Raw genomic sequence first — 18671 nt, 5'->3', positions numbered from 1 at the left:
CCATTTGGCCCTGTTTGACGGAGGCCGCGCTGCGGATCGGAACCATTCATGACTTCAACGTCACCAACCGAAACGCATGTCGCTCCTCAGGCGGATCACGGTGACCCGGCCAGGAGCTGGCTCGCACGCATCGCCGAAGGACGCGCCTGGCTGTTCCTCGCCGGCCTGATCATCTGTTTCGAGGTCTGGTCGAGGCTCTCCTTCGGCGCGACCTTCGTGCTCAACCCGTTCAACGTGCAGTCCATTGCGATATTTGCCGTGGCGCCGTTGCTGCTGGCGACCGGGCAGACTTTCGTTATCATTTCGGGAGGCATCGACCTCTCGCTGGGCTTCATCATGGGGCTCGCGGCCGTCGTCGCGGCTCACGCCACGAATATGGCGGGAGCCGCTATCCCACTGCCACTGGCCATGCTGGCGGGTATTTTAGCCGCCGTGATTGTCGCAGGGGTGCCTGGCGTCATCAACGGCTTGCTGATCTCGCGCCTGAGAGTTCCGCCTTTTATCGGCACGCTTGGCATGTTCGGCGTTGCGCGCGGCGTTGCTTTCCTGCTGGCCGGCGGCACGACCGTGCCGGTCCAGAATTCCTGGTTCGCGCTGCTCGGCAACGGCAGGCTCTACGGTGTGCCCTATCTCGTCATCATCGCCGCCGTCTTCGTTGTCGTGATGCACTACATCCTGAGCCAGACCCGGTTCGGCCAGCACAACTACGCTATTGGCGCCAACGTGCAGGCGGCGCGTCGCGCCGGCATCGACATCAGGGGCCATATCCTGCGCCTCTACGTGCTTTCGGCGATGTGCGCCGGCCTCGGTGGCGCGCTCTATGCAGCGCGCTTCACCGCGGGCGCCGCCCAGGCCGGCGAACCCTTGCTGCTCGACAGCGTCGCAGCCGTGGTGATCGGCGGCGCCAGCCTGTTCGGTGGCTCCGGCACCATCTTCGGGACCGTCGCCGGCGCCTTGGTGATCGCGGTCATTCAATACGGGCTCGTTTTCGTCAATGTCGAGCCGTTCTGGCAGTTCATCGCCGTCGGCCTCGTCATCATTATCTCCGTCCTTATCGACCAGGCGCAGCGCCGGTTCAGTGGAGCTCGCCAGGATGAATAGTTCCGAACAAACCACCCCCCTTCTCGAAGTCCGACACCTTTCCAAGCATTTCGGTGCGGTGCAGGCGCTGAATGATTTCTCCATGGCCGTGCGGCCGGGCGAAGTGGTGGCGCTGGCGGGCGACAACGGCGCCGGCAAGACGACGCTGATCAAGGCGATATCGGGCGTCTTTCAGCCGACCGGCGGTGAAATTCTGTTGAGGGGTCAGCCGGTGACATTTGCGACGCCGCAGGAGGCACGCGAAAAAGGCATCGAGACCATTTACCAAGATCTCGCTCTCGCCGACAATTTGTCCATCGGGGCCAATATCTTCCTCGGCCGTGAACCCATGCGCAAGGCCTTAGGCTTTTTGCCGGTGCTCGATCGCAAGGCCATGGCCGTCGCCGCCAAGCAGACCATGGGACGGCTAGACTTCCATGTCAGCCGGCTCGACGCCCCGGTCAGCAATTTCTCCGGCGGTCAACGGCAGGCTGTCGCCATCGGCCGGGCCGTCTATTGGGACGCGCAGATCCTGATCATGGACGAACCGACCGCGGCCCTCGGCGTACCGGAGCAGCGCAAGGTCATTTCGCTCATCCACCAGCTCAAGGCACAAGGGCGCGGCGTGATCTTCATCTCGCACAATCTGCAGGATATTTTCGCCGTTTCCGACCGCATCGTCGTGCTGCGCCGAGGCGTTCAGGCCGGCGAGCGCAAGATCTCAGAGACCAACCACGACGAAGTCGTCAAGCTCATGGTTGGCGGATAGGCCGAACTTTTCGATTATTGAAACAACGCACTTGCCGAGGAAATCAGCCTCCCGAGTGGCAAGCCGGCAAAGTGGGCCGCCACGGCAATTCTCCGGCGAGAAGCGACCGCGACAGGATCGCTGGCACAGCTACAGTTGCTGCTCAGCACCTCAATGCGCTCGGTCGATTCCCGGCGAAGTATGCTCGGCCCGAGGATGATAGTACGCCATCCAGATGCGCTCGGCGCAGCGGAAAGAAGCAGGATGGCGAGCAGAGTCGACATTGCCTGAGGATGTCACTATATAGCGGCGGCTTTGGCCGCGTGCCCTAGGGGTGCGCAGCGAAGGCGCCGCAAACGTGCCACGTATTATGACACCTATTGTCATACAAATTGACTGGAATTCCGGAAAAAAGCAAGTAGAAACAATGGTGCGATCCGGGACATGATCCCAGCCACGGTGCCAGTCTCCTCAAGAAAATAGAATCTCCTCAAGAATTAGAATGTGCTCCTTGAACCTTCGATTCACGTCAGCTCTGTGGAGCTTGGGCAAGGTCGACTTGCCGGATGACGACGACTCGGTTGGAATGGGGGCGTGCATCTTTTCGGGGATGCCGGCGTTTATGATTACCAACCGGCGCAGCCGCCAGGGAACAGCAGCATGAGCGAACACGCGATCGAGTTCTTGCAAGGGTGGATCGGCGAAAAGGTCCACTGCCAGTCCTCGCTGGACAGGATCGAGGAGCAGGCCGAGACCCTCGCCAGGGAATGCGCCGCCAAGGCGGCTGAAGCCGGCATACCGCTGGAGGATATCCAGGAAGAGGTCGGCGATATTCAGGAGCTTATCGCGTCGAGGCTGGAAGAGGCGGCTGAGGCCGACCAGGACGAAAAGAATTCGGACAAGTCTGCCGAGTGACATGCCGACCCGGCGAAAGGCCGGGAAAAGAAATCTATTTACCAGGCTAAGCCATTTCCACGACCTGTGCGACGCGTGTGGCGCGCGCCACAGTCCTACTTCCGCTGACTCGCCCCGAATTTGACCTTGAGCCATGCCTTCGGCAGCGCCGGCACGAAATTGCCGTCGCGCCCGGTCATGTCGTCATTGGCGACCAGCGCATTGAGGATCGCTTCCTCCACACTTTCGATCACGGCGTCGAAGAACGGGTCGATGTCGGTATCCGGGATAAAATCGGCGCTGGCGATGCGGCCTGACGGCGCGAGTGCCGCCTCGCGGTTGGCGGTCGAAAAGGCCAGGAAAATATCGCCCGAACTGTGATAGCCGAAGCCGCCGGTCATGGCGACGCCGAGCGGCGCCCGGCGAGCCAAGCGCTTCATCTGGTGCGGCATGAACGGCGCATCGGTGGCGACGACCCCGATGATAGAGCCCTTTTCGGCGCGCAGCGTGCTTTCGCGGATCGCCGGTTTCACGAGACCGGGCCCGGCGCGCAGGCCGCGAATAGTGAAATTGCTCCGCTTGCCGAAATTCGCCTGCACGAACGCGCCGACCGTGTAGCGCCGGCCGTGCCAATCGACGATCCGCGATGCCGTGCCGGCGCCTGCCTTGAAACCGAAGGCGATCATGCCGGTGCCGCCGCCGACGCTGCCTTCCTCGATCGATCCTCTGGTCGCGCCATCGAGCGCCGCGTAAACATGCTCTGATCTAAGATGGTGGCCGTTGATGTCGTTCAGGAAGCCGTCATAGGTTTCCGCCGCCACCGGCAGGCCCCAGCCGCTGTCGAGCGCGGCCGGCAGCACGCGCTGCATCCAGCGCAGCGTTGCGTCGCGTGAAACGCCGCAGGAGTGCGTGTTGGTGATGGTGATCGGCAAATTGAAGGCGCCGGTTTCCTCGATGATGTGCGAGCCGGTCAATTCGCCATTGCCGTTCTGGCTGAAGATGCCGGCGAAGACCGGCGTGGCGAGTTCGGCGCGAGGTCTCGGCAGGATGGCGGTCACGCCGGTGCGCACCGGTCCCTTGCCGACCACCAGCGCACCATCGCCCGAAACCAGCGTCGAATAACCGACCGCAACGCCAGCCACATCGGTGATGGCGTTGAACGGTCCGGGCGTGCCGTCAAAACTTATGCCGAAGGCTCGCGCGCGCTGCTTGCCGGAAGGCGTTGTCAGGTGATGATTGTCGGTCATGCGTGCTTAGAAATCATAGGCACTCAGAAATCATTGCCACTCAGAACAGGGAGCCTTGATTGCCAGGCTCCTTGGCTTTGGCGGCCGGCTTCGCAGTTGTTTTCGGCCGTGCGGCACCGCTGGTCGCAACCGCATCGGCGGTCCCGTCGGCAAACTCCAGCGAAAGTGCCATACCCGGCATCACTTCCGCCGCTTGCTTGACCACCGCGCCGCCGGCGTCTTTCACCAAGGCAAAGCCCCGCGCCAGCACCGCCTTGTGCGACAGCGTCGCCAACAGCCGGTCGGCCTGGGTCAGTTTCCCGCGCAAGCGCTCGAGCCGTACGGAAATCACCCGGTCCTGTCGCCGCGACAGCGCCGCCAAGATATCTGCCTGCAATTTCTGCCGCCTCGTGATCGGCGCGGGCGACAGCCGCGCCGCTGTGCGCGAAAACCGCGTTCGCCGCTCGCGCACAATGGCGAAGAACGCGGCTTGCGCGCGGGCGAGGTCGCGGCCGGCCAGCGTGCGGGCCTCGTTCATGCGTCGCGACAGGGTGGCCGGCGTAAGCCGCTGTGCCTGGAGCCGTGCTCGCTTGCGTTGGACGCTGACGGACAGCGCCCGGCCAAGCCGGCTGGTCGCCTCGTCGAAACGCCGGCGCGGCAGCGCCAGCAACTGGTCGGGCGAGGGCAGCGCACGCGCGGCGGCACGGACCGCCTGGCGCTTGCGCTCGAAATTGCGCGATGCCGCGGTCTTGAGCCGCGCGCCAAGGCCGGCAAGCGTCACTTCGAGGTCGGCGCGCACGGGCACGGCGATTTCGGCGGCGCCCGTCGGTGTCGGCGCCCGCACATCCGCTGCCAGGTCGATCAGCGTCCAGTCCGTTTCATGGCCGACGGCGGAGATCACTGGAATGCGCGAGGCGGCGACGGCGCGGGCCAGCCCCTCGTCATTGAACCCCCAAAGGTCCTCCAGGCTGCCGCCGCCGCGCGCCACGATCAACAGGTCCGGGTGCGGAATAATGCCATCCTGCGCCAGCGCGTTGAAGCCGTTGACGGCGGCTGTCACTTCGGCGCCTGCCGTCTCGCCCTGCACCCGCACCGGCCAGACAAGCACATGCAGCGGAAACCGGTCCTTGATCCGGTGGATGATGTCGCGAATGACGGAGCCTGTCGGCGAAGTGACGACGCCGATGACGCGCGGCATGAATGGCAGCAAGCGCTTGCGGCCGGCATCGAACACGCCTTCGGCCTGCAGCCGGCGCTTGCGCTCGTCCAGCAGCGCCATCAGCGCGCCGGCGCCGGCCGGCTCCAGATTGTCGATGACGATCTGGTAGTTGGACTTTCCAGGATAGGTGGTGAGCCGGCCGGTGGCGATCACCTCCATGCCCTCTTCGGGGCGGAACTTCAGCCGGCTCATTGTGGTCTTCCAGACCACGGCGTCGAGCCGTGCGCGGTCGTCCTTCAGGCAGAAATAGGCATGGCCGGAGGAATGCGGCCCGCGATAGCCCGATATTTCGCCACGCACCCGCACATTGCCGAAGACGTCCTCGACCGTGCGCTTCAGCGCGCCGGAAATCTCGCTCACCGTGTATTCGGTGGCGTTGGTGCGTGATTCGGATACTGCGTCGCTCATTGGCCGATTGGGGGGCGGTTGTCCGTCCGCGTCAAGACGGGTGTGTCCGGTGCCGGCCAATTGCGGGGGTTTTTCACCAGCCCGGCGAGATCTGGTTCGGCTTGGTCCGCTTCGTCTTAGAGAAGGCAAATGCCGGGAAGTCGAAGCTTCCCGTATCTTCGCCGAGCGGCACGGAAATATTGTCGAGGCTTTCCGAAATGTGACGGGCCAGCGCGTCGACGATCTCCGGACGCGACGTCTGGCCGCGCATGATGCCGATGCGGCAATCGGGCAGGGCGCCGAACCCGTCGGCGTCGCCCAGAACCCGCATGCCGGGCCGCAGCGCGCATTCCGGCAGCACCGAGATGGCCAGGCCGGAAAGCACCGCGGCGGTGATGACGGTTGCCGAGAAGCTGGTGAACAGGATGCGGTAGTCGCGGTTCTGCCGGTCGAGCACGTCGACCGCAGCCCGCCGCCAGATGCAGTTCGGCCGGCCGAAAGCCATTGGCAACGTGTCCTGCTCATGTGTCGCGTGGTTGGCCGAAGTGACCCACAACAGCGGTTCGCGCCGCACCACTTCCGACTGGCCGTGTGCGTCATTGTGCGTCACCAGCGCCAGATCGAGATTGCCGCGTTTGATGTGATCGACCAGCCCCGGCGTCGGCTCGCAGATCACGGTCAGTTCGACACGTGGATTGGAACGGGCGAAGCGGGCCATGATCTCGGGCAAAAAACGATCGGCATAGTCGTCCGGAGTGCCGATGCGGATCGTGCCTTCGAGCCGCTGGTCGTCGAAGGCGGCCAGCGTTTCCCGATTGAGGAACAGCAGCCGTCTTGCGTAGGAGAGCAGCCTGTCGCCGTCCTCGGTCAGCCTGTTGGTACGCCCGTCCTTTTCGAACAGCGGCTTGCCGATCCGCTCCTCCAGCCGGCGCATCTGCATGGATACCGCCGACTGGGTCCGATGCACCGCTTCCGCCGCGCGGGTGAAGCTGCCGGTGTCGACAATCGTGACGAAGGTCTGCAACTGATCGAGATCGAGTGGCGCTTTCATCGGTCCAATCCATCACTGATGTTGATGCTAAAGATTAGAAACATTCGTTGGATTAATCAATCGAACGATGGCAAATTTACGACTGTCCACATGACGGCATGTGAATCGGGACCGGAACGGCTGCTGTTGCCAGCGCCGATCGCCCGTCTTCGTCCGTTCGAATGAAGGAGACTGACATGGCTACGTTTGATTTCGCCACCGAGACTTCGCGCATCACGTCGCGTCCGGCTATTGCGACGCGCGTGGTCAACACCATCTCCAACGTCTATCGCGCCTGGAAAAACCGCCGCGCCTTCTATCGCCTTGGCGAGATGTCGGACGCCGAACTTGCCGACATCGGCTTGACGCGCGCCGATCTCCACGTCGCCATCGAGGTGCCGTTCGGCCGCGATCCAACCGAGAGGCTTCGCATTATCGCGGCCGATCGCACAGACACGATCGAGGATATTGCCCGCGAGGTGGCCTGATCGCGTTGTTGCGTGCCCCTTCACATGCTTTGCGCGTCTGAAGGGCGTACGGCGCTAGGATTTCGCAGGCTCCCACTCCCTGCCGGTTTCCCCGCCGGCCCGCCTGCACACTGCCCGGTTCTCACAAGGACCGGGCATTTTCTTTGGTCAGCGCTGAAGATCAGATGTCGGCAGCCTCGTCAGGCTACCGCCGATCCATACCTCGCTTGAACTGGTCGAAGATCGATTCGACGCCCTTCTGGTAGTCGTCGCGTTGCTGCGCGCCGGTCTCGAACATCTTGCCGAACAAATCGTCGAACGGATTTCGTGGCCTGCCGCTCGGATTGGCCTGCGGCGGTGGCGCCGGGCGCTGCTGGGGCGCCTGACGCGGCTGAGACTGCTGCGCCTGCTGCGCGCCACCGCCGAACATATCCTGCAGCATCTTGCCGAGAGGATTGTCGCCATAGGGATTGGGCGCCTGCTGCGGTTGGCTTTGCGGCTCCTGGGCGCCGCCACCGAACATGTCCTGCAGCACCTTGCCGAGTGGATTGTCCATCGGACCGGGCTGCGGCGCCGGGCGCTGCTGTGGTGCGGGCGCTTGCGCGCCGCCACCGGCCTGCCGCATCATCTGCTCGATAATCTCGCCGAGCGGATTGCTGCCGCCGCCGAATCCGCCTGCTGCCTGCATCTGATTTGTGGTCTGCTTGAACAGTCCGCCCATCATCATCGAAGCCACGACCGGCAGCATCTGCTGCAGGACCTGCTGGCTGACGCCGCTCGCCTGCGCAGCCTGGCTGGCAACGGCGCGGGACAGCTCCTTCGAGCCGAACAGATGGCCAAGAATGCCGTTGCCTTCATCGACGCCCTGCGACGAGAAAGCCCGGCTTGCGTCCTCGAAATATTTGGCGTGCTGGCCGCTGGCCATTGCCGTCATGAACGCGCCGAGCCCGTAGGGATCGGAGGTGCTGCGCTTCAGCCCCTGTGAAAAGGCCGGCAGCAGCGCCTCGACCGCCGATTGCGCTTGCTGCTGCGAAAGCCCGAACTGTTGGGCCAGGGCCTGCATGCCGTTGCCGTTCTGAGCCTGAGCCAGAATGTCGAACAAGGAAGGCATTGGTTTTCTCCTCCGGGAAGATCCTCCAGGAGAGAGCCTACCGCATCGGCCCGAAAATCGGAATCGATTTTCGGAAAGCACGATGCGGTAGCTTAAAGGGAGTTATGAGGTGTCCTTTGCGCGTCCAATAGGACGCGCAAAGGCTCTAATTCGTTTCAATCACTGATTGAAGCGCCGTTTCCGGAGCTGTCGGCCAAGCGGATAGCAAACGGTTAATACGCATATTCCATGAACACCGGCTCGATCGAGCCGCCCCAGCGCGTATGATAGGCGGAGAGCAGCTCTTCGGCGCTTGTGGTGCCGCGCGCAACCACTTCGTCCAGCGTGCTGAGGAACGAAGTTTCGTCGTAGCCGTCGCGGTTCTTGCGGCCGCGGTTCTTCAGCCCCATGCGCGAGATGACGAGCACGTCGCGGGCAATCTCGCGCAGTGTCGTGTTGCGGAACGGCGCCGAAATGCCCTGTTCCGGCACGGCGTTGCGCATCGCCAGCACCTCTTCATAGTTCCAGCTCGAGGTCAGCGCCTCAGCCGCGTCGAGCGCCGCCGCGTCATAGAGCAGCCCGACCCAGAAGGCCGGCAGCGCGCAGATGCGCCGCCACGGTCCGCCATCGGCGCCGCGCATTTCAAGGAAGCGCTTCAATCGCACGTCGGGGAACAGTGTCGACAGATGGTTCGCCCAATCGCCCATCGTCGGCAGCCCGTCAGGTATCTCGTTGCGAGCCGCACCTGCCATGAACTGGCGGAAGGTGACGTGTGTCATGTCGTGGTAGTGGCCATCGCGGATGACGAAGTACATCGGCACGTCGAGCGCCCATTCGACATAGTCGGCGAAGCCGAAACCGGGCGAGAGGCAGAAGTCGAGCAGGCCCGAGCGCTGGTTGTCGGTGTCGCGCCAGATGTCGCCGCGCCAGCTCTGAAATCCGTTGGGCCGGCCCTCTGTGAACGGCGAGTTGGCGAACAGCGCCGTCGACAGCGGCTGCAGCTTCAGCGACACCTGCATCTTGCGGCGCATGTCGGCCTCGCTCTCGAAATCGAGATTCACCTGGATGGTGCAGGTGCGGTACATCATGTCGAGGCCCTTGGTGCCGACCTTGGGCATGTAGCGCGTCATGATCTCGTAGCGCGACTTCGGCATTTTCGGCGTCTCGGCCAGCGACCATTTCGGACTGCCGCCGAGGCCGAGGAAGCGGATGCCCATCGGCTCGGCGATCTCGCGCACCTGCGCCAGATGCGCATTGCCTTCGCGGCAGGTCTGGTGGATCGTCTCCAGCGGCGCGCCGGACAGTTCGAACTGGCCGCCGGGCTCCAGCGAGATCGCGCCCTGGCCGGTCGGCTCGACCAGGCCGATGATGCGACCGGCATCCATGATCGGATCCCAACCGAGTTTTTCCTGCATGCCTTCGAGAATGGCGCGGATGCCGTGCTCGCCGCCATAGGTCACCGGCGCGTTGCCGTCGACATAGAACGGGAACTTCTCGTGTTCGGTGCCGATGCGCCATTTGTCGCGCGGCTTGTTGCCTTCAGCCAGATGCTCGACAAGCTCGTCGACGCCTTCGATCGGCCGGAAATCGGTTGTGTCGCGCGCCATTACAAGTCCTCTGCAGGCGGTCGGGCGACCGCCGGCGCTAAATGGACGAAATGTCAGTAGGCGATCAAGCGAAAAATCCTGAGCCACAGGTCAACCGGATTGATCACCAATCCCCGATTGTCGCCTGTATCACCGCCAGTGCCGCCACCGCAGCCGTGTCGGCGCGCAGGATGCGCGGACCGAGCGGAATGGCGGTGACGAAAGGCAGCCCCCTCAGCATTCTTCGTTCCTCGTCGGAAAACCCGCCCTCGGGCCCAACCAGCAGCCCGAACTTCTTCTCCCGCACCGCTTGCAGCGCGGGCAGGGGATTGTTGGTGGAGGCATCCTCGTCGCAGAAGATCAGCCGCCGCTCCTTGTCCCAACCGGCCAGCAGGCGTTCGAATTTTTCCGCCTCGCGCAGATCCGGCACCGCCAGGATGCCGCATTGTTCGGCGGCCTCGACGACATTGGCGCGCAGGCGTTCGATGCCGGGCTTTGCCACTTGCGTGTGCTGGGTGATGACCGGCTGCAGGACGCCGGCGCCCATCTCGACCGCCTTCTGCACGAGATAATCGAGCCGCCCCTGCTTTATCGGCGCAAAGCAATAGACGAGATCGGGCAGCGGCGGCTGCGGCCGCTGCAAGGCCAGCACCTTCAGCCGCACCGCCTTTTTGGCTTTGGCGGCGATTGCCGCCGACCATTCGCCGTCGCGGCCGTTGAACAACAGGATTTCGGCACCTTCGCCAAGCCGCAGCACATGCATCAGGTAGTGGCCCTGCTGCGGATTCGCATCGAACTCGATATCCGGTCCGAGGTCGTCCGGCACGAACAGCCGCTGCATTTTGTAATTGGCGCGCATCGCCGAGGAATGGGCGAGCCGGCTCTTGGCGTCAAGTCTCGGCCGAGGGATGCCAGACCGGTTTGTAGCCTTGCCTCAGCACGGAAACGGTGGTTGGCGGCGTGAGTAGGCGGATTGGGCGGCCGGCAAAGCCGCCGAACCTCATCGGATCGCCATAGCCTGCGAACGACCAGCGCAACGCCTTGCCGCCGCGCATCGCATAGGCGTTGCCCCCTTCCGCAATCATGGCGCCGTCCGGCAACCCGGCAAGCTCTTCTGCGGATACGACCGGTGCCTGCCCACCTGCCGCCAGCCGCTCCTTATGCAGCCGCTTATCGACCTGCGGTGCGTGCGGCTCGGCAATGCCGTAGGCCACGCCGAAGCGCTGGACGAAGTCGCTCGCCCGCTCGCGCCGGCAGAAGAAGCAAGGCCGATGCCCGGCCGAGAGCGCGGTCACCTCGTCCAGGAAAAACAATTCGGTCCAGCCAGCCTTGCCACCCAACTGGTCGTCGCTTTGCCTGTTTCGGCCCATCGGCTCGCGCCGCACATCGCGAAATTCGCAGACGCAGATGATCCAGGCATGCAGCGCCCAGCGCTTTTTCAGCAGCGACTTCGTTTCGGGGTCATGGATGATACCGCGATTGCCCATGAACAGGCCGCGCTCCGGCACGGCGTGGATGACGCCGAACGGGTCGACCCGATTCTGCAGTGGCATAGGTTTCTCCCAGAATGCGCATCTTGGCTAAAACGATGACGGCATGATATCGCTCCTCGCATCATTTTTATGTCAGCAGGTTTTCGATGCGGGTGCTGGTCGTCCAGAATTTCGACAGTGAGGGCCTTGGCCAGATCGGCGCAGCGCTTGTTGAGGCGGGCGCCGACATCGACCTGCGCCGGCCCTATCGTGGCGAGACGCTGCCGCAGGACAGCGATACGCACGACGCCATGGTCGTGCTCGGCGGCGCCCAGAATGCGCTAGACGACGAGATTTGCCCGTATTTCCCTGAACTGCTCGACCTGACGCGCGATTTTGCGAACAAGGATCGCGCCGTGCTCGGTATCTGCCTTGGCAGCCAGCTGGTCGCGCGCGCCTTCGGCGGCGAGAACCGGATCGGCGGCGCCTCGGAATTCGGCTGGCACAAGGTCTCGCTCACTGAGGCGGCGAAGGCCGATCCGGTGCTCGCAGCGCTTCCTGAAAATTTCCCCATCTTCGAATGGCACGACGACACCTTTGTCTTGCCAGAAGATGCCGTGCGGCTCGCCGGCAACGAAATCGCCGAGAACCAGGGGTTTCGCATCGGCCGCGCCGTGTATGGCTTTCAGTTCCATTTCGAGGCGGACCGGCCGATGGTCCGCGACTGGAGCACATCCTTCGCATCGCTCATTGCCGAACGGCATCCAGACTGGAGCGACCGGCTCGATGACGAAATGGCCCGCAGCGGACCGGATGCCGATGCCGCTGGGCTGGCCATCGCCCGCGCCTGGGTGGCGACGATCTGACGGCTGTCGGTCCCGGCGTTGCATATTTGGCACGCTGGCAAGAATCCGCTGTGGACAGCTTGTTTCGTCCTTGGCTTGTGGCCGCCCGCCACCCTAGAAGGCACGCGCTCTGCATCTTCCGTGCAACGCGATGAACCCTTTGTCTCACTCGCGCGACACATCGCCGATACAGAAACTGGCTAGAAGCGCGAAATCGTCGAAACTTTAAGACGTATTTCCGTTTCAACCCATTGGTAACCCGCCTCGTGCACAGATGCAGAAAGCTCAACTAGAGATGACGTCCGTGAAAGCAGCGCTTCTGTCCTTTGTCATGTTGTCGGCCATAGTGTTGTGCGGCTTCGGCACCTATGCCGGCGACGCAGCCAACAACCACAACGCCGTCGACGGCTACGGCGTCACCGCCGCGCTTCGCTAAAACAAAGCCTTGAGGCGCGACGCGCTTTAAGCCCTCTCGCCTGACACCACCAGGATACGCTTGTCGGCGCCGTCGACGACCAGCGCGCTGAGGTTTCCCGTCTGGTAGGCGAGCGTGTCGATATTGACGCGGTTAACCATCACTTCGGCCTCCGGCACCGGCGTGTGGCCATGCACCACGATCTTCGGATGCAGGCCGGAATGGTTGTGGAAGACATCGCGGATCCAGATCAGGTCCTGCGTGCTCTGACTTTCCAGCGCAATGCCTGGCCGGATGCCGGCATGGCAGAAGAAGAAGTCGCCGAACGTCAGTGAAAACGGCAGCGACTGCAGGAAGTCGACATGGCTTTTCGGCACGGCCTCGACCAGTGCTGCATGGCCTTGCCGCAGTGCCGCCTCGGACCTGCCAAACCACGCGCCGCCGCCTTCATTGATCGCCACGCCATAGGATTGCGCGGTTTGGATGCCGCCATAGCGCATGAAAAGCCCGTCCGCATTGGGGGCATCGAGAAAGTCGAGAAAGCCGATGTCGTGGTTGCCGGCGAGCATCAGGTGGCGCGGGTCGCGCTTCCGCACTTCGATCAGGAAATCAATGACGCCCTTGGAGTCCGGGCCGCGGTCGACATAGTCGCCGAGATGGATGACACGCCAGTCGGCCGGCCGCGCCTGGCGGATCTCGGCCGTAATCCGTCGGTACATGGCGACCAGCAGGTCGAGCCGGCCATGCACGTCGCCGACCGCATAAATGCGCATGCCTTCCGGTCCGCGCGCGTCGAGAAAGTGGATACCGGGGGTGGTCAATGCGTCCATCTCCGTGATCATGCCGTCACGGGCGTCTAACGCCGAAGCTGATCCTTGCCCATGTCGGTTACCAGACGCTTTCCGCACAGTGCCAGCGTTATGTCCATCTCTTTGCGAATGATTTCCAAGGTTTTGGTAACCCCATCCTTGCCGAGTGCGCCGAGGCCGTAGAGGAAAGGCCGGCCGATATAGGTGCCCTTGGCGCCGAGACACAGCGCCTTCAGCACGTCCTGGCCCGAGCGGATGCCGCCATCCATATGCACCTCGATCGTGTCGCCGACCGCGTCGGCGATCTCTTCCAACACCTCGATCGACGACGGCGCACCGTCGAGCTGGCGTCCGCCATGATTGGAGACGATGATCGCGTCGGCGCCGGTCTTGGCCGCCATCAGCGCGTCTTCCTTGTCGAGGATGCCCTTCAGGATCAGCTTGCCGCCCCAGCGTTCCTTGATCCAGGCAACGTCCTTCCACGACAGATGCGGATCGAATTGCTCCGTCGTCCATGAGGACAGCGAGGTGAGGTCGCCGACGCCCTTGGCGTGGCCGACGATGTTGCGGAAGGTCCGGCGCTGGGTACCGGCCATGCCGACGCACCAGCCCGGCCTGGTCGCCATCTGCCAGATGTGTTTCGGCGTGAAGCGCGGCGGCGCCGACAGCCCGTTGCGGATATCCTTATGGCGCTGGCCGAGGATCTGCAGATCGAGCGTCAGCACCAGCGCCGAGCATTTCGCCGCCTTCGCCCTGTCGATGAGATCGAAGACGAAATCCTTATCGCGGAGCACATAGAGCTGGAACCAGAACGGCTTCTTGGTCACCGATGCGACATCCTCGATCGAGCAGATGCTCATCGTCGACAGCGTGAACGGAACGCCGAATTCCTCCGCCGCCTGCGCCGCCAGCATCTCGCCGTCGGCGTGCTGCATGCCGGTCATGCCGGTCGGCGCTAGCGCCACCGGCATCGCCACCTTCTCGCCGATCATGGTCGATTCCAGCGAGCGGTTACTCATGTCGACCAGCACGCGCTGGCGGAATTTGATCTTTTGGAAATCCTCCTCATTGGCCCGGTAGGTGCTTTCGGTCCATCCACCGGAATCGGCGTAGTCGAAGAACATCTTCGGCACGCGACGGCGCGCCAAGTCCTTGAGATCGGCGATGGTGAGGATCATGCTCATGGGCTTCCCGCTGGTTGTTCGTTAATTCGTCGTTGTTGATTTTTCTTAGCCGGCGCTCACGAGCGTTTTCTTGACGGCTCGCTGTCGCCGGCCTCTGAGCGCTGCATCAGTCTCAGCCGAGACACACGCTGCCAGTCGCCGCTCCGCTCGGCCTCGGCCATGGTGCGTTCGACATGGGTGATGTGGTCCATCGCCGCCTGCCGTGCGGCCGCCGGATCGCCGGCCTTGACCGCCGCGTAGATCGCCCGGTGCTGCGAAAGCAGCGCTTCGCGCGCGCCCGGCACGTTGAACACCAAGAGCCGGTTCTGGAAGACCCCCTCCGACAGCAGCCGGTAGCACGAGCGCAGCGTGTGCAGGAGGATGATGTTGTGCGCGCATTCGCAGATCGCGTGGTGGAACTCGACGTCGATTTCCGCCTCGTCGTCGAAATTGCCGGTCCGGTGCGCCTCGTCCATGCGCGCCATGATGCGGTCGAGCAACGCCAGATCGTCGGATGTTGCGCGCCGCGCCGCGTATTCGGCCGCCACCGCTTCGATCTCGCGGCGGTATTCCAGATAGTCGGTCGCCGCCTTGCGGTGCATGGAGATCAGGTCCGTCACCGGCTTGGTGAACAGCTGGCCGATGACGTCGGCGACATGGGTGCCGCCGCCAGGCCGCGTCGTCAAAAGCCCGCGCCCGTCCAGCGCTTTCAGTGCATCGCGCAGGATCGGCCGCGACACCTCGAACCGGCGTGCCAGCTCGCGCTCGCCCGGCAGCCTGTCGCCGGTGCGCAGAACGCCTTCGAGGATCAGGCTCTCGATCTGCTGCACCACCTCGTCGGCGGTGCGGGAATGCTCGATCCTGGAGAAAATGTCGCTCAACGGGGATGCCTGGGGATTGAACCGCTGTCGTGCAGGATAAAGCCAGTGTCAGCAACTGGTCAAATTATTTATCCAATTCGTCGGTTTGGCCGGGTCCAACGCCGTCGCGGCACATCGCTTGCGGCTAACTTTGTCGTTTGCGTCCCCCGGCAATTGGCTCTAGAGGGACGCGATTGCACCAGGCCCGGGGGACCAGCCGTGGCAGATGACCCGTCCAATCTCGAATTTCAGCCGCGCGTGGAGGGCAGCGTCATGGGCTTTCCGGCACATGAGGGACGGCCTGGCGCGCTCGGCGAGGTTCACGCCCGTCCGCATCCGCTGGTCGAGAAACCACGCGTGCTGGTGCAGCTTTCGTTCATGACTGAAGCTGGGTCCGGCGTCGACCAGGCCGTGCTTTCCGAATTGTCGCGGCGCCTCGGCATTGCCGCGCCTGACCCTCATGCCCGCCACCACGCGATGAAGTGGGGCAAGGGCTCGCTGCGCTGGGAACGGCATACGGAATTCTCCACCTATCTGTGGGAAGGACCGCTGTCCGAGAGCGGCCAGCGCCAGGAAGATTCGCCCTTCGGCCACGGGTTTTCGCCGCCGGGTACGGTGATTTCCGGCATCAGGCTCGAAATCCGCAAATGGACGCAGGCGAGCGAAAAGCTGATCGCCAGCTTCGACCCAACCAGCATGTGCTATTCGCTGGTCGAGCGTGGCAACGCCGCTATCGTCACCGATTTCCGCCAGGACGGCGACGGCATGACCCGCATGCTGGTGCTCGACCGCGGCCTGACGCCGGCACGCACCGGCGCGCTGGCGCAGCGGCTGATCGATATCGAAACCTACCGCACGCTGGCCATGCTTGGCCTGCCGCTGGCGCTGATGCTGTCCGGTCGCGCGCGCCGCATTGAGGACAGGCTAGCGCAGACCACACTGGAAATGAAAGTCGCCGAAACCCGCGACAACCAGACGCTGCTTGCCGACCTGACCGAGCTTGCCGCCGAGCTGGAGGCTGATGCAGCCTCCAGCCTCTATCGCTTCGGCGCCAGCCGCGCCTATGACGGCATCGTCCGCGAACGGCTGGAGGCGCTGGAGGAGGAGGCGGTGCCCGGCTACGACACCTGGGGCGGTTTCCTGCAGCGCCGCGTCGCCCCCGCCATGCGCACCTGCCGTTCGGTCGAGGAGCGTCAGGCCAATCTGTCGACGAAGCTCACCCGCGCCACCACGCTGCTGCGCACCTGGGTCGACGTCGAGGTCGAGAAGCAGAACCGCGATCTGCTGGCGTCGATGAACAACCGCGCCCGCCTGCAACTGCGGCTGCAGCAGACGGTGGAAGGGCTCTCGGTCGCCGCCGTCTCCTACTACGTCGTCGGCCTCATCAGCTACGTCGCCAAGGGCGCCTCGATCTTCGGCCACGCCTTCGCGCCCGAGGTCGTCACCGCCGCCTCGGTGCCGCTCGCCATCCTGCTGGTCTGGTGGGGCGTGCGCCGTGTGCGCCGCCTGCACTCCGAACCCGCCAAGCAGGCGGGCGAGTAGGACCGGGTCACCCTCCCGGTCCAAACACCCATAAGGGGGAGGATGAAATCTCAGCGGCAGATTGCCGATGCGGAAGACGGTCCCGGTGTCGGCGCTCGATTTCGGCCCAAGCAGGAATTGCAACAGGCGCCTCCTGCTGGTAAAAGATTTTTACCAGTCGATCGAAGGAGACTGTCGATGTCCGGCCTGCTGATGCCGAAGCCAGACGACGCCACGATGCGCCGGCGCGACGAGATTGTCGCCGATATGCGCATCATCGTGCCGGGCGAAGGCGTCGTCGACGCTGCCAATTCGATGCGTGCCTTCGAGAGCGACGGCCTCACCGCCTACCGGCAATTGCCGCTGGTCGTGGTGCTGCCCGAAACGGTGGCGCAAGTTTCGCGCGTGCTGAAATATTGCAACGACCGCAACATCCGCGTCGTGCCGCGCGGTTCCGGCACATCTTTGTCCGGCGGCGCGCTGCCGCTCGAAGACGCCGTGCTTTTGGTCATGAGCCGGTTCAACCGCATCCTCGAGATCGATTTTCCCAACCGCATCGTCGTCGCCCAGCCGGGCGTCACCAATCTCGGCATCACCACCGCCGTCGAGCAGGAGGGCTTTTACTACGCCCCCGATCCATCCTCCCAGATCGCCTGCTCGATCGGCGGCAATGTCGCGGAGAATTCCGGCGGCGTGCATTGCCTCAAATACGGCCTCACCGCCAACAACGTGCTCGGTATCGAGATGGTGCTGATGGACGGCGAGGTGGTGCGGCTCGGCGGCAAGCATCTCGACGCGGAAGGCTACGACCTGCTCGGGGTCATGACCGGTTCCGAGGGCCTTCTCGGCGTCGTCACCGAGGTCACCGTGCGCATCCTGAAGAAGCCGGAGACGGCGCGCGCGCTTTTGATCGGCTTCCCGACCAGCGAGCAGGGCGGCCAATGCGTCGCCGACATCATTGGCGCCGGCATCATCCCGGGTGGCATGGAGATGATGGACCGCCCGGCGATTCATGCGGCCGAAGATTTCGTCCATGCCGGCTATCCCCTGGATGTCGAGGCGCTGCTGATCGTCGAGCTCGACGGGCCGGGCGTCGAGGTCGATCACCTGATCGGCCTTGTCGAAGCCATCGCCTATAGGAACGGCTCGACCACATGCCGCATCTCGCAATCGGAGCAGGAGCGGCTGAGCTTCTGGGCCGGCCGCAAGGCTGCCTTTCCGGCGGTCGGCCGCATTTCGCCCGACTATTACTGCATGGACGGCACCATCCCGCGCAAGGAACTGCCGCGCGTGCTGCGCGGCATGCGCGAACTGTCGGAGAAATACGGGCTCGGCGTCGCCAATGTCTTCCATGCCGGCGACGGCAATCTGCATCCGCTCATCCTCTATGACGCCAATATGCCGGGCGAGCTCGACAAGGCGGAAAGTTTCGGCGCCGACATCCTGCGGCTCTGCGTCAAGGTCGGCGGCGTGCTGACCGGCGAGCACGGGGTGGGGGTGGAGAAGCGCGACCTGATGCCGGAAATGTTCAACCAGATCGACCTCGACCAGCAGATGCGGGTCAAATGCGCGTTCGACCCCAATCATCTGCTCAACCCGGGCAAGGTGTTTCCGCAGTTGCGCCGTTGCGCCGAGCTCGGACGCATGCACGTGCATCGCGGGCAGGCGGCGTTTCCGGACATTCCGAGGTTTTGATGGTAGCGTCGCGGAATGGCGGTTCCTCGCCCCCGCAAAGCCGGGGAGAGGTGGGGGGGGGGGGGGGGGGGGGGGGGGGGGGGGGGGGGGGGGGGGGGCGCCGCGCGCCGCCCCCCCCCCCGACGAGGGGGGGGGGGGGGGGGGGGGGGGGGGGGGCGGGGGAA

Annotated in this window: 18 protein-coding genes; 8 read left to right on the top strand and 10 right to left on the bottom strand. The window is 64.0% G+C overall.

Features of this window, described 5'->3' with window-relative positions; genetic code table 11:
* The first annotated feature begins 48 nt into the window (after positions 1–48).
* The 3 genes from AC0L25_RS22245 (at position 49) to AC0L25_RS22235 (ending at position 2743) form a co-directional block, all read left to right on the top strand.
* On the top strand, positions 49–1101 hold the full coding sequence (locus AC0L25_RS22245; protein ID WP_473597486.1) for an ABC transporter permease subunit: 1053 nt from the start codon (positions 49–51) through the stop codon (positions 1099–1101).
* Entirely contained in the window at positions 1094–1849 is a 756-nt protein-coding gene (locus tag AC0L25_RS22240) for an ATP-binding cassette domain-containing protein (protein WP_473597485.1), read from the top strand. Before AC0L25_RS22245 ends, AC0L25_RS22240 begins: the two co-directional genes overlap by 8 nt.
* A gap of 639 nt (positions 1850–2488) precedes the next feature.
* Positions 2489–2743, top strand: a complete 255-nt coding sequence (locus AC0L25_RS22235; protein WP_473597484.1) for a hypothetical protein — start codon at positions 2489–2491, stop codon at positions 2741–2743.
* Between the two features lie 95 nt (positions 2744–2838).
* On the opposite strand, the gene AC0L25_RS22230 is transcribed toward AC0L25_RS22235, so the two are convergent.
* The 3 genes from AC0L25_RS22230 to AC0L25_RS22220 all read right to left on the bottom strand — a co-directional run bounded on the left by AC0L25_RS22230 (position 2839) and on the right by AC0L25_RS22220 (position 6605).
* Positions 2839–3969, bottom strand: a complete 1131-nt coding sequence (locus tag AC0L25_RS22230) for a DmpA family aminopeptidase (protein WP_473597483.1) — start codon at positions 3967–3969, stop codon at positions 2839–2841.
* A 40-nt stretch (positions 3970–4009) separates the two neighbouring features.
* Positions 4010–5575 (bottom strand): exodeoxyribonuclease VII large subunit, encoded by a 1566-nt coding sequence (gene xseA / locus AC0L25_RS22225; protein ID WP_473597482.1) that lies wholly within the window; start codon positions 5573–5575, stop codon positions 4010–4012.
* 73 nt (positions 5576–5648) lie between these two features.
* Positions 5649–6605, bottom strand: coding sequence for a LysR substrate-binding domain-containing protein (locus AC0L25_RS22220; RefSeq protein WP_473597481.1), 957 nt, complete (start codon positions 6603–6605; stop codon positions 5649–5651).
* Between the two features lie 176 nt (positions 6606–6781).
* On the opposite strand from AC0L25_RS22220, the gene AC0L25_RS22215 reads away from it, so the two are divergent.
* Positions 6782–7072 (top strand): DUF1127 domain-containing protein, encoded by a 291-nt coding sequence (locus AC0L25_RS22215; protein ID WP_473597480.1) that lies wholly within the window; start codon positions 6782–6784, stop codon positions 7070–7072.
* A gap of 184 nt (positions 7073–7256) precedes the next feature.
* Here AC0L25_RS22215 and AC0L25_RS22210 read toward each other — a convergent pair whose 3' ends face one another.
* The 4 genes from AC0L25_RS22210 to AC0L25_RS22195 all read right to left on the bottom strand — a co-directional run bounded on the left by AC0L25_RS22210 (position 7257) and on the right by AC0L25_RS22195 (position 11280).
* Positions 7257–8162: a DUF937 domain-containing protein gene (locus AC0L25_RS22210; protein WP_473597479.1), complete on the bottom strand. Its 906-nt coding sequence runs from the start codon at positions 8160–8162 to the stop codon at positions 7257–7259.
* 212 nt (positions 8163–8374) lie between these two features.
* A complete protein-coding gene (locus tag AC0L25_RS22205) occupies positions 8375–9748 on the bottom strand; it encodes a glutamate--cysteine ligase (protein ID WP_473597478.1) in 1374 nt (457 codons plus the stop codon).
* A 103-nt stretch (positions 9749–9851) separates the two neighbouring features.
* Positions 9852–10586, bottom strand: a complete 735-nt coding sequence (locus AC0L25_RS22200) for a 16S rRNA (uracil(1498)-N(3))-methyltransferase (RefSeq protein WP_473597477.1) — start codon at positions 10584–10586, stop codon at positions 9852–9854.
* A 31-nt stretch (positions 10587–10617) separates the two neighbouring features.
* Positions 10618–11280, bottom strand: coding sequence for a hypothetical protein (locus tag AC0L25_RS22195; RefSeq protein WP_473597476.1), 663 nt, complete (start codon positions 11278–11280; stop codon positions 10618–10620).
* A gap of 86 nt (positions 11281–11366) precedes the next feature.
* On the opposite strand from AC0L25_RS22195, the gene AC0L25_RS22190 reads away from it, so the two are divergent.
* Together AC0L25_RS22190 and AC0L25_RS22185 are read left to right on the top strand one after the other, a co-directional pair.
* A complete protein-coding gene (locus AC0L25_RS22190) occupies positions 11367–12065 on the top strand; it encodes a type 1 glutamine amidotransferase (protein WP_473597475.1) in 699 nt (232 codons plus the stop codon).
* Positions 12066–12339: 274 nt separating this feature from the next.
* On the top strand, positions 12340–12480 hold the full coding sequence (locus tag AC0L25_RS22185; RefSeq protein ID WP_091595274.1) for a hypothetical protein: 141 nt from the start codon (positions 12340–12342) through the stop codon (positions 12478–12480).
* A gap of 26 nt (positions 12481–12506) precedes the next feature.
* On the opposite strand, the gene AC0L25_RS22180 is transcribed toward AC0L25_RS22185, so the two are convergent.
* Genes AC0L25_RS22180 through AC0L25_RS22170 form a run of 3 tightly spaced genes read right to left on the bottom strand, consistent with a single transcriptional unit; the run spans position 12507 to position 15312 of the window.
* Entirely contained in the window at positions 12507–13280 is a 774-nt protein-coding gene (locus AC0L25_RS22180; RefSeq protein ID WP_473597511.1) for a metallophosphoesterase, read from the bottom strand.
* A 35-nt stretch (positions 13281–13315) separates the two neighbouring features.
* Entirely contained in the window at positions 13316–14452 is a 1137-nt protein-coding gene (locus tag AC0L25_RS22175; protein ID WP_473597474.1) for an alpha-hydroxy acid oxidase, read from the bottom strand.
* A 56-nt stretch (positions 14453–14508) separates the two neighbouring features.
* The gene (locus AC0L25_RS22170; RefSeq protein WP_473597473.1) at positions 14509–15312 is read right to left on the bottom strand and encodes a FadR/GntR family transcriptional regulator; all 804 of its coding nucleotides are present in this window, start codon (positions 15310–15312) and stop codon (positions 14509–14511) included.
* Between the two features lie 198 nt (positions 15313–15510).
* On the opposite strand from AC0L25_RS22170, the gene AC0L25_RS22165 reads away from it, so the two are divergent.
* Positions 15511–16833 (top strand): DUF3422 family protein, encoded by a 1323-nt coding sequence (locus AC0L25_RS22165; protein WP_473597472.1) that lies wholly within the window; start codon positions 15511–15513, stop codon positions 16831–16833.
* A gap of 177 nt (positions 16834–17010) precedes the next feature.
* A complete protein-coding gene (locus AC0L25_RS22160; protein ID WP_473597471.1) occupies positions 17011–18507 on the top strand; it encodes an FAD-linked oxidase C-terminal domain-containing protein in 1497 nt (498 codons plus the stop codon).
* The last annotated feature ends 164 nt before the right edge of the window (positions 18508–18671 follow it).

The organism is Mesorhizobium sp. WSM4813 (assembly GCF_055811555.1).
The sequence above is the reverse complement of the archived record's forward strand: the minus strand, read 5'-3'. Positions and strand labels throughout refer to the sequence as shown.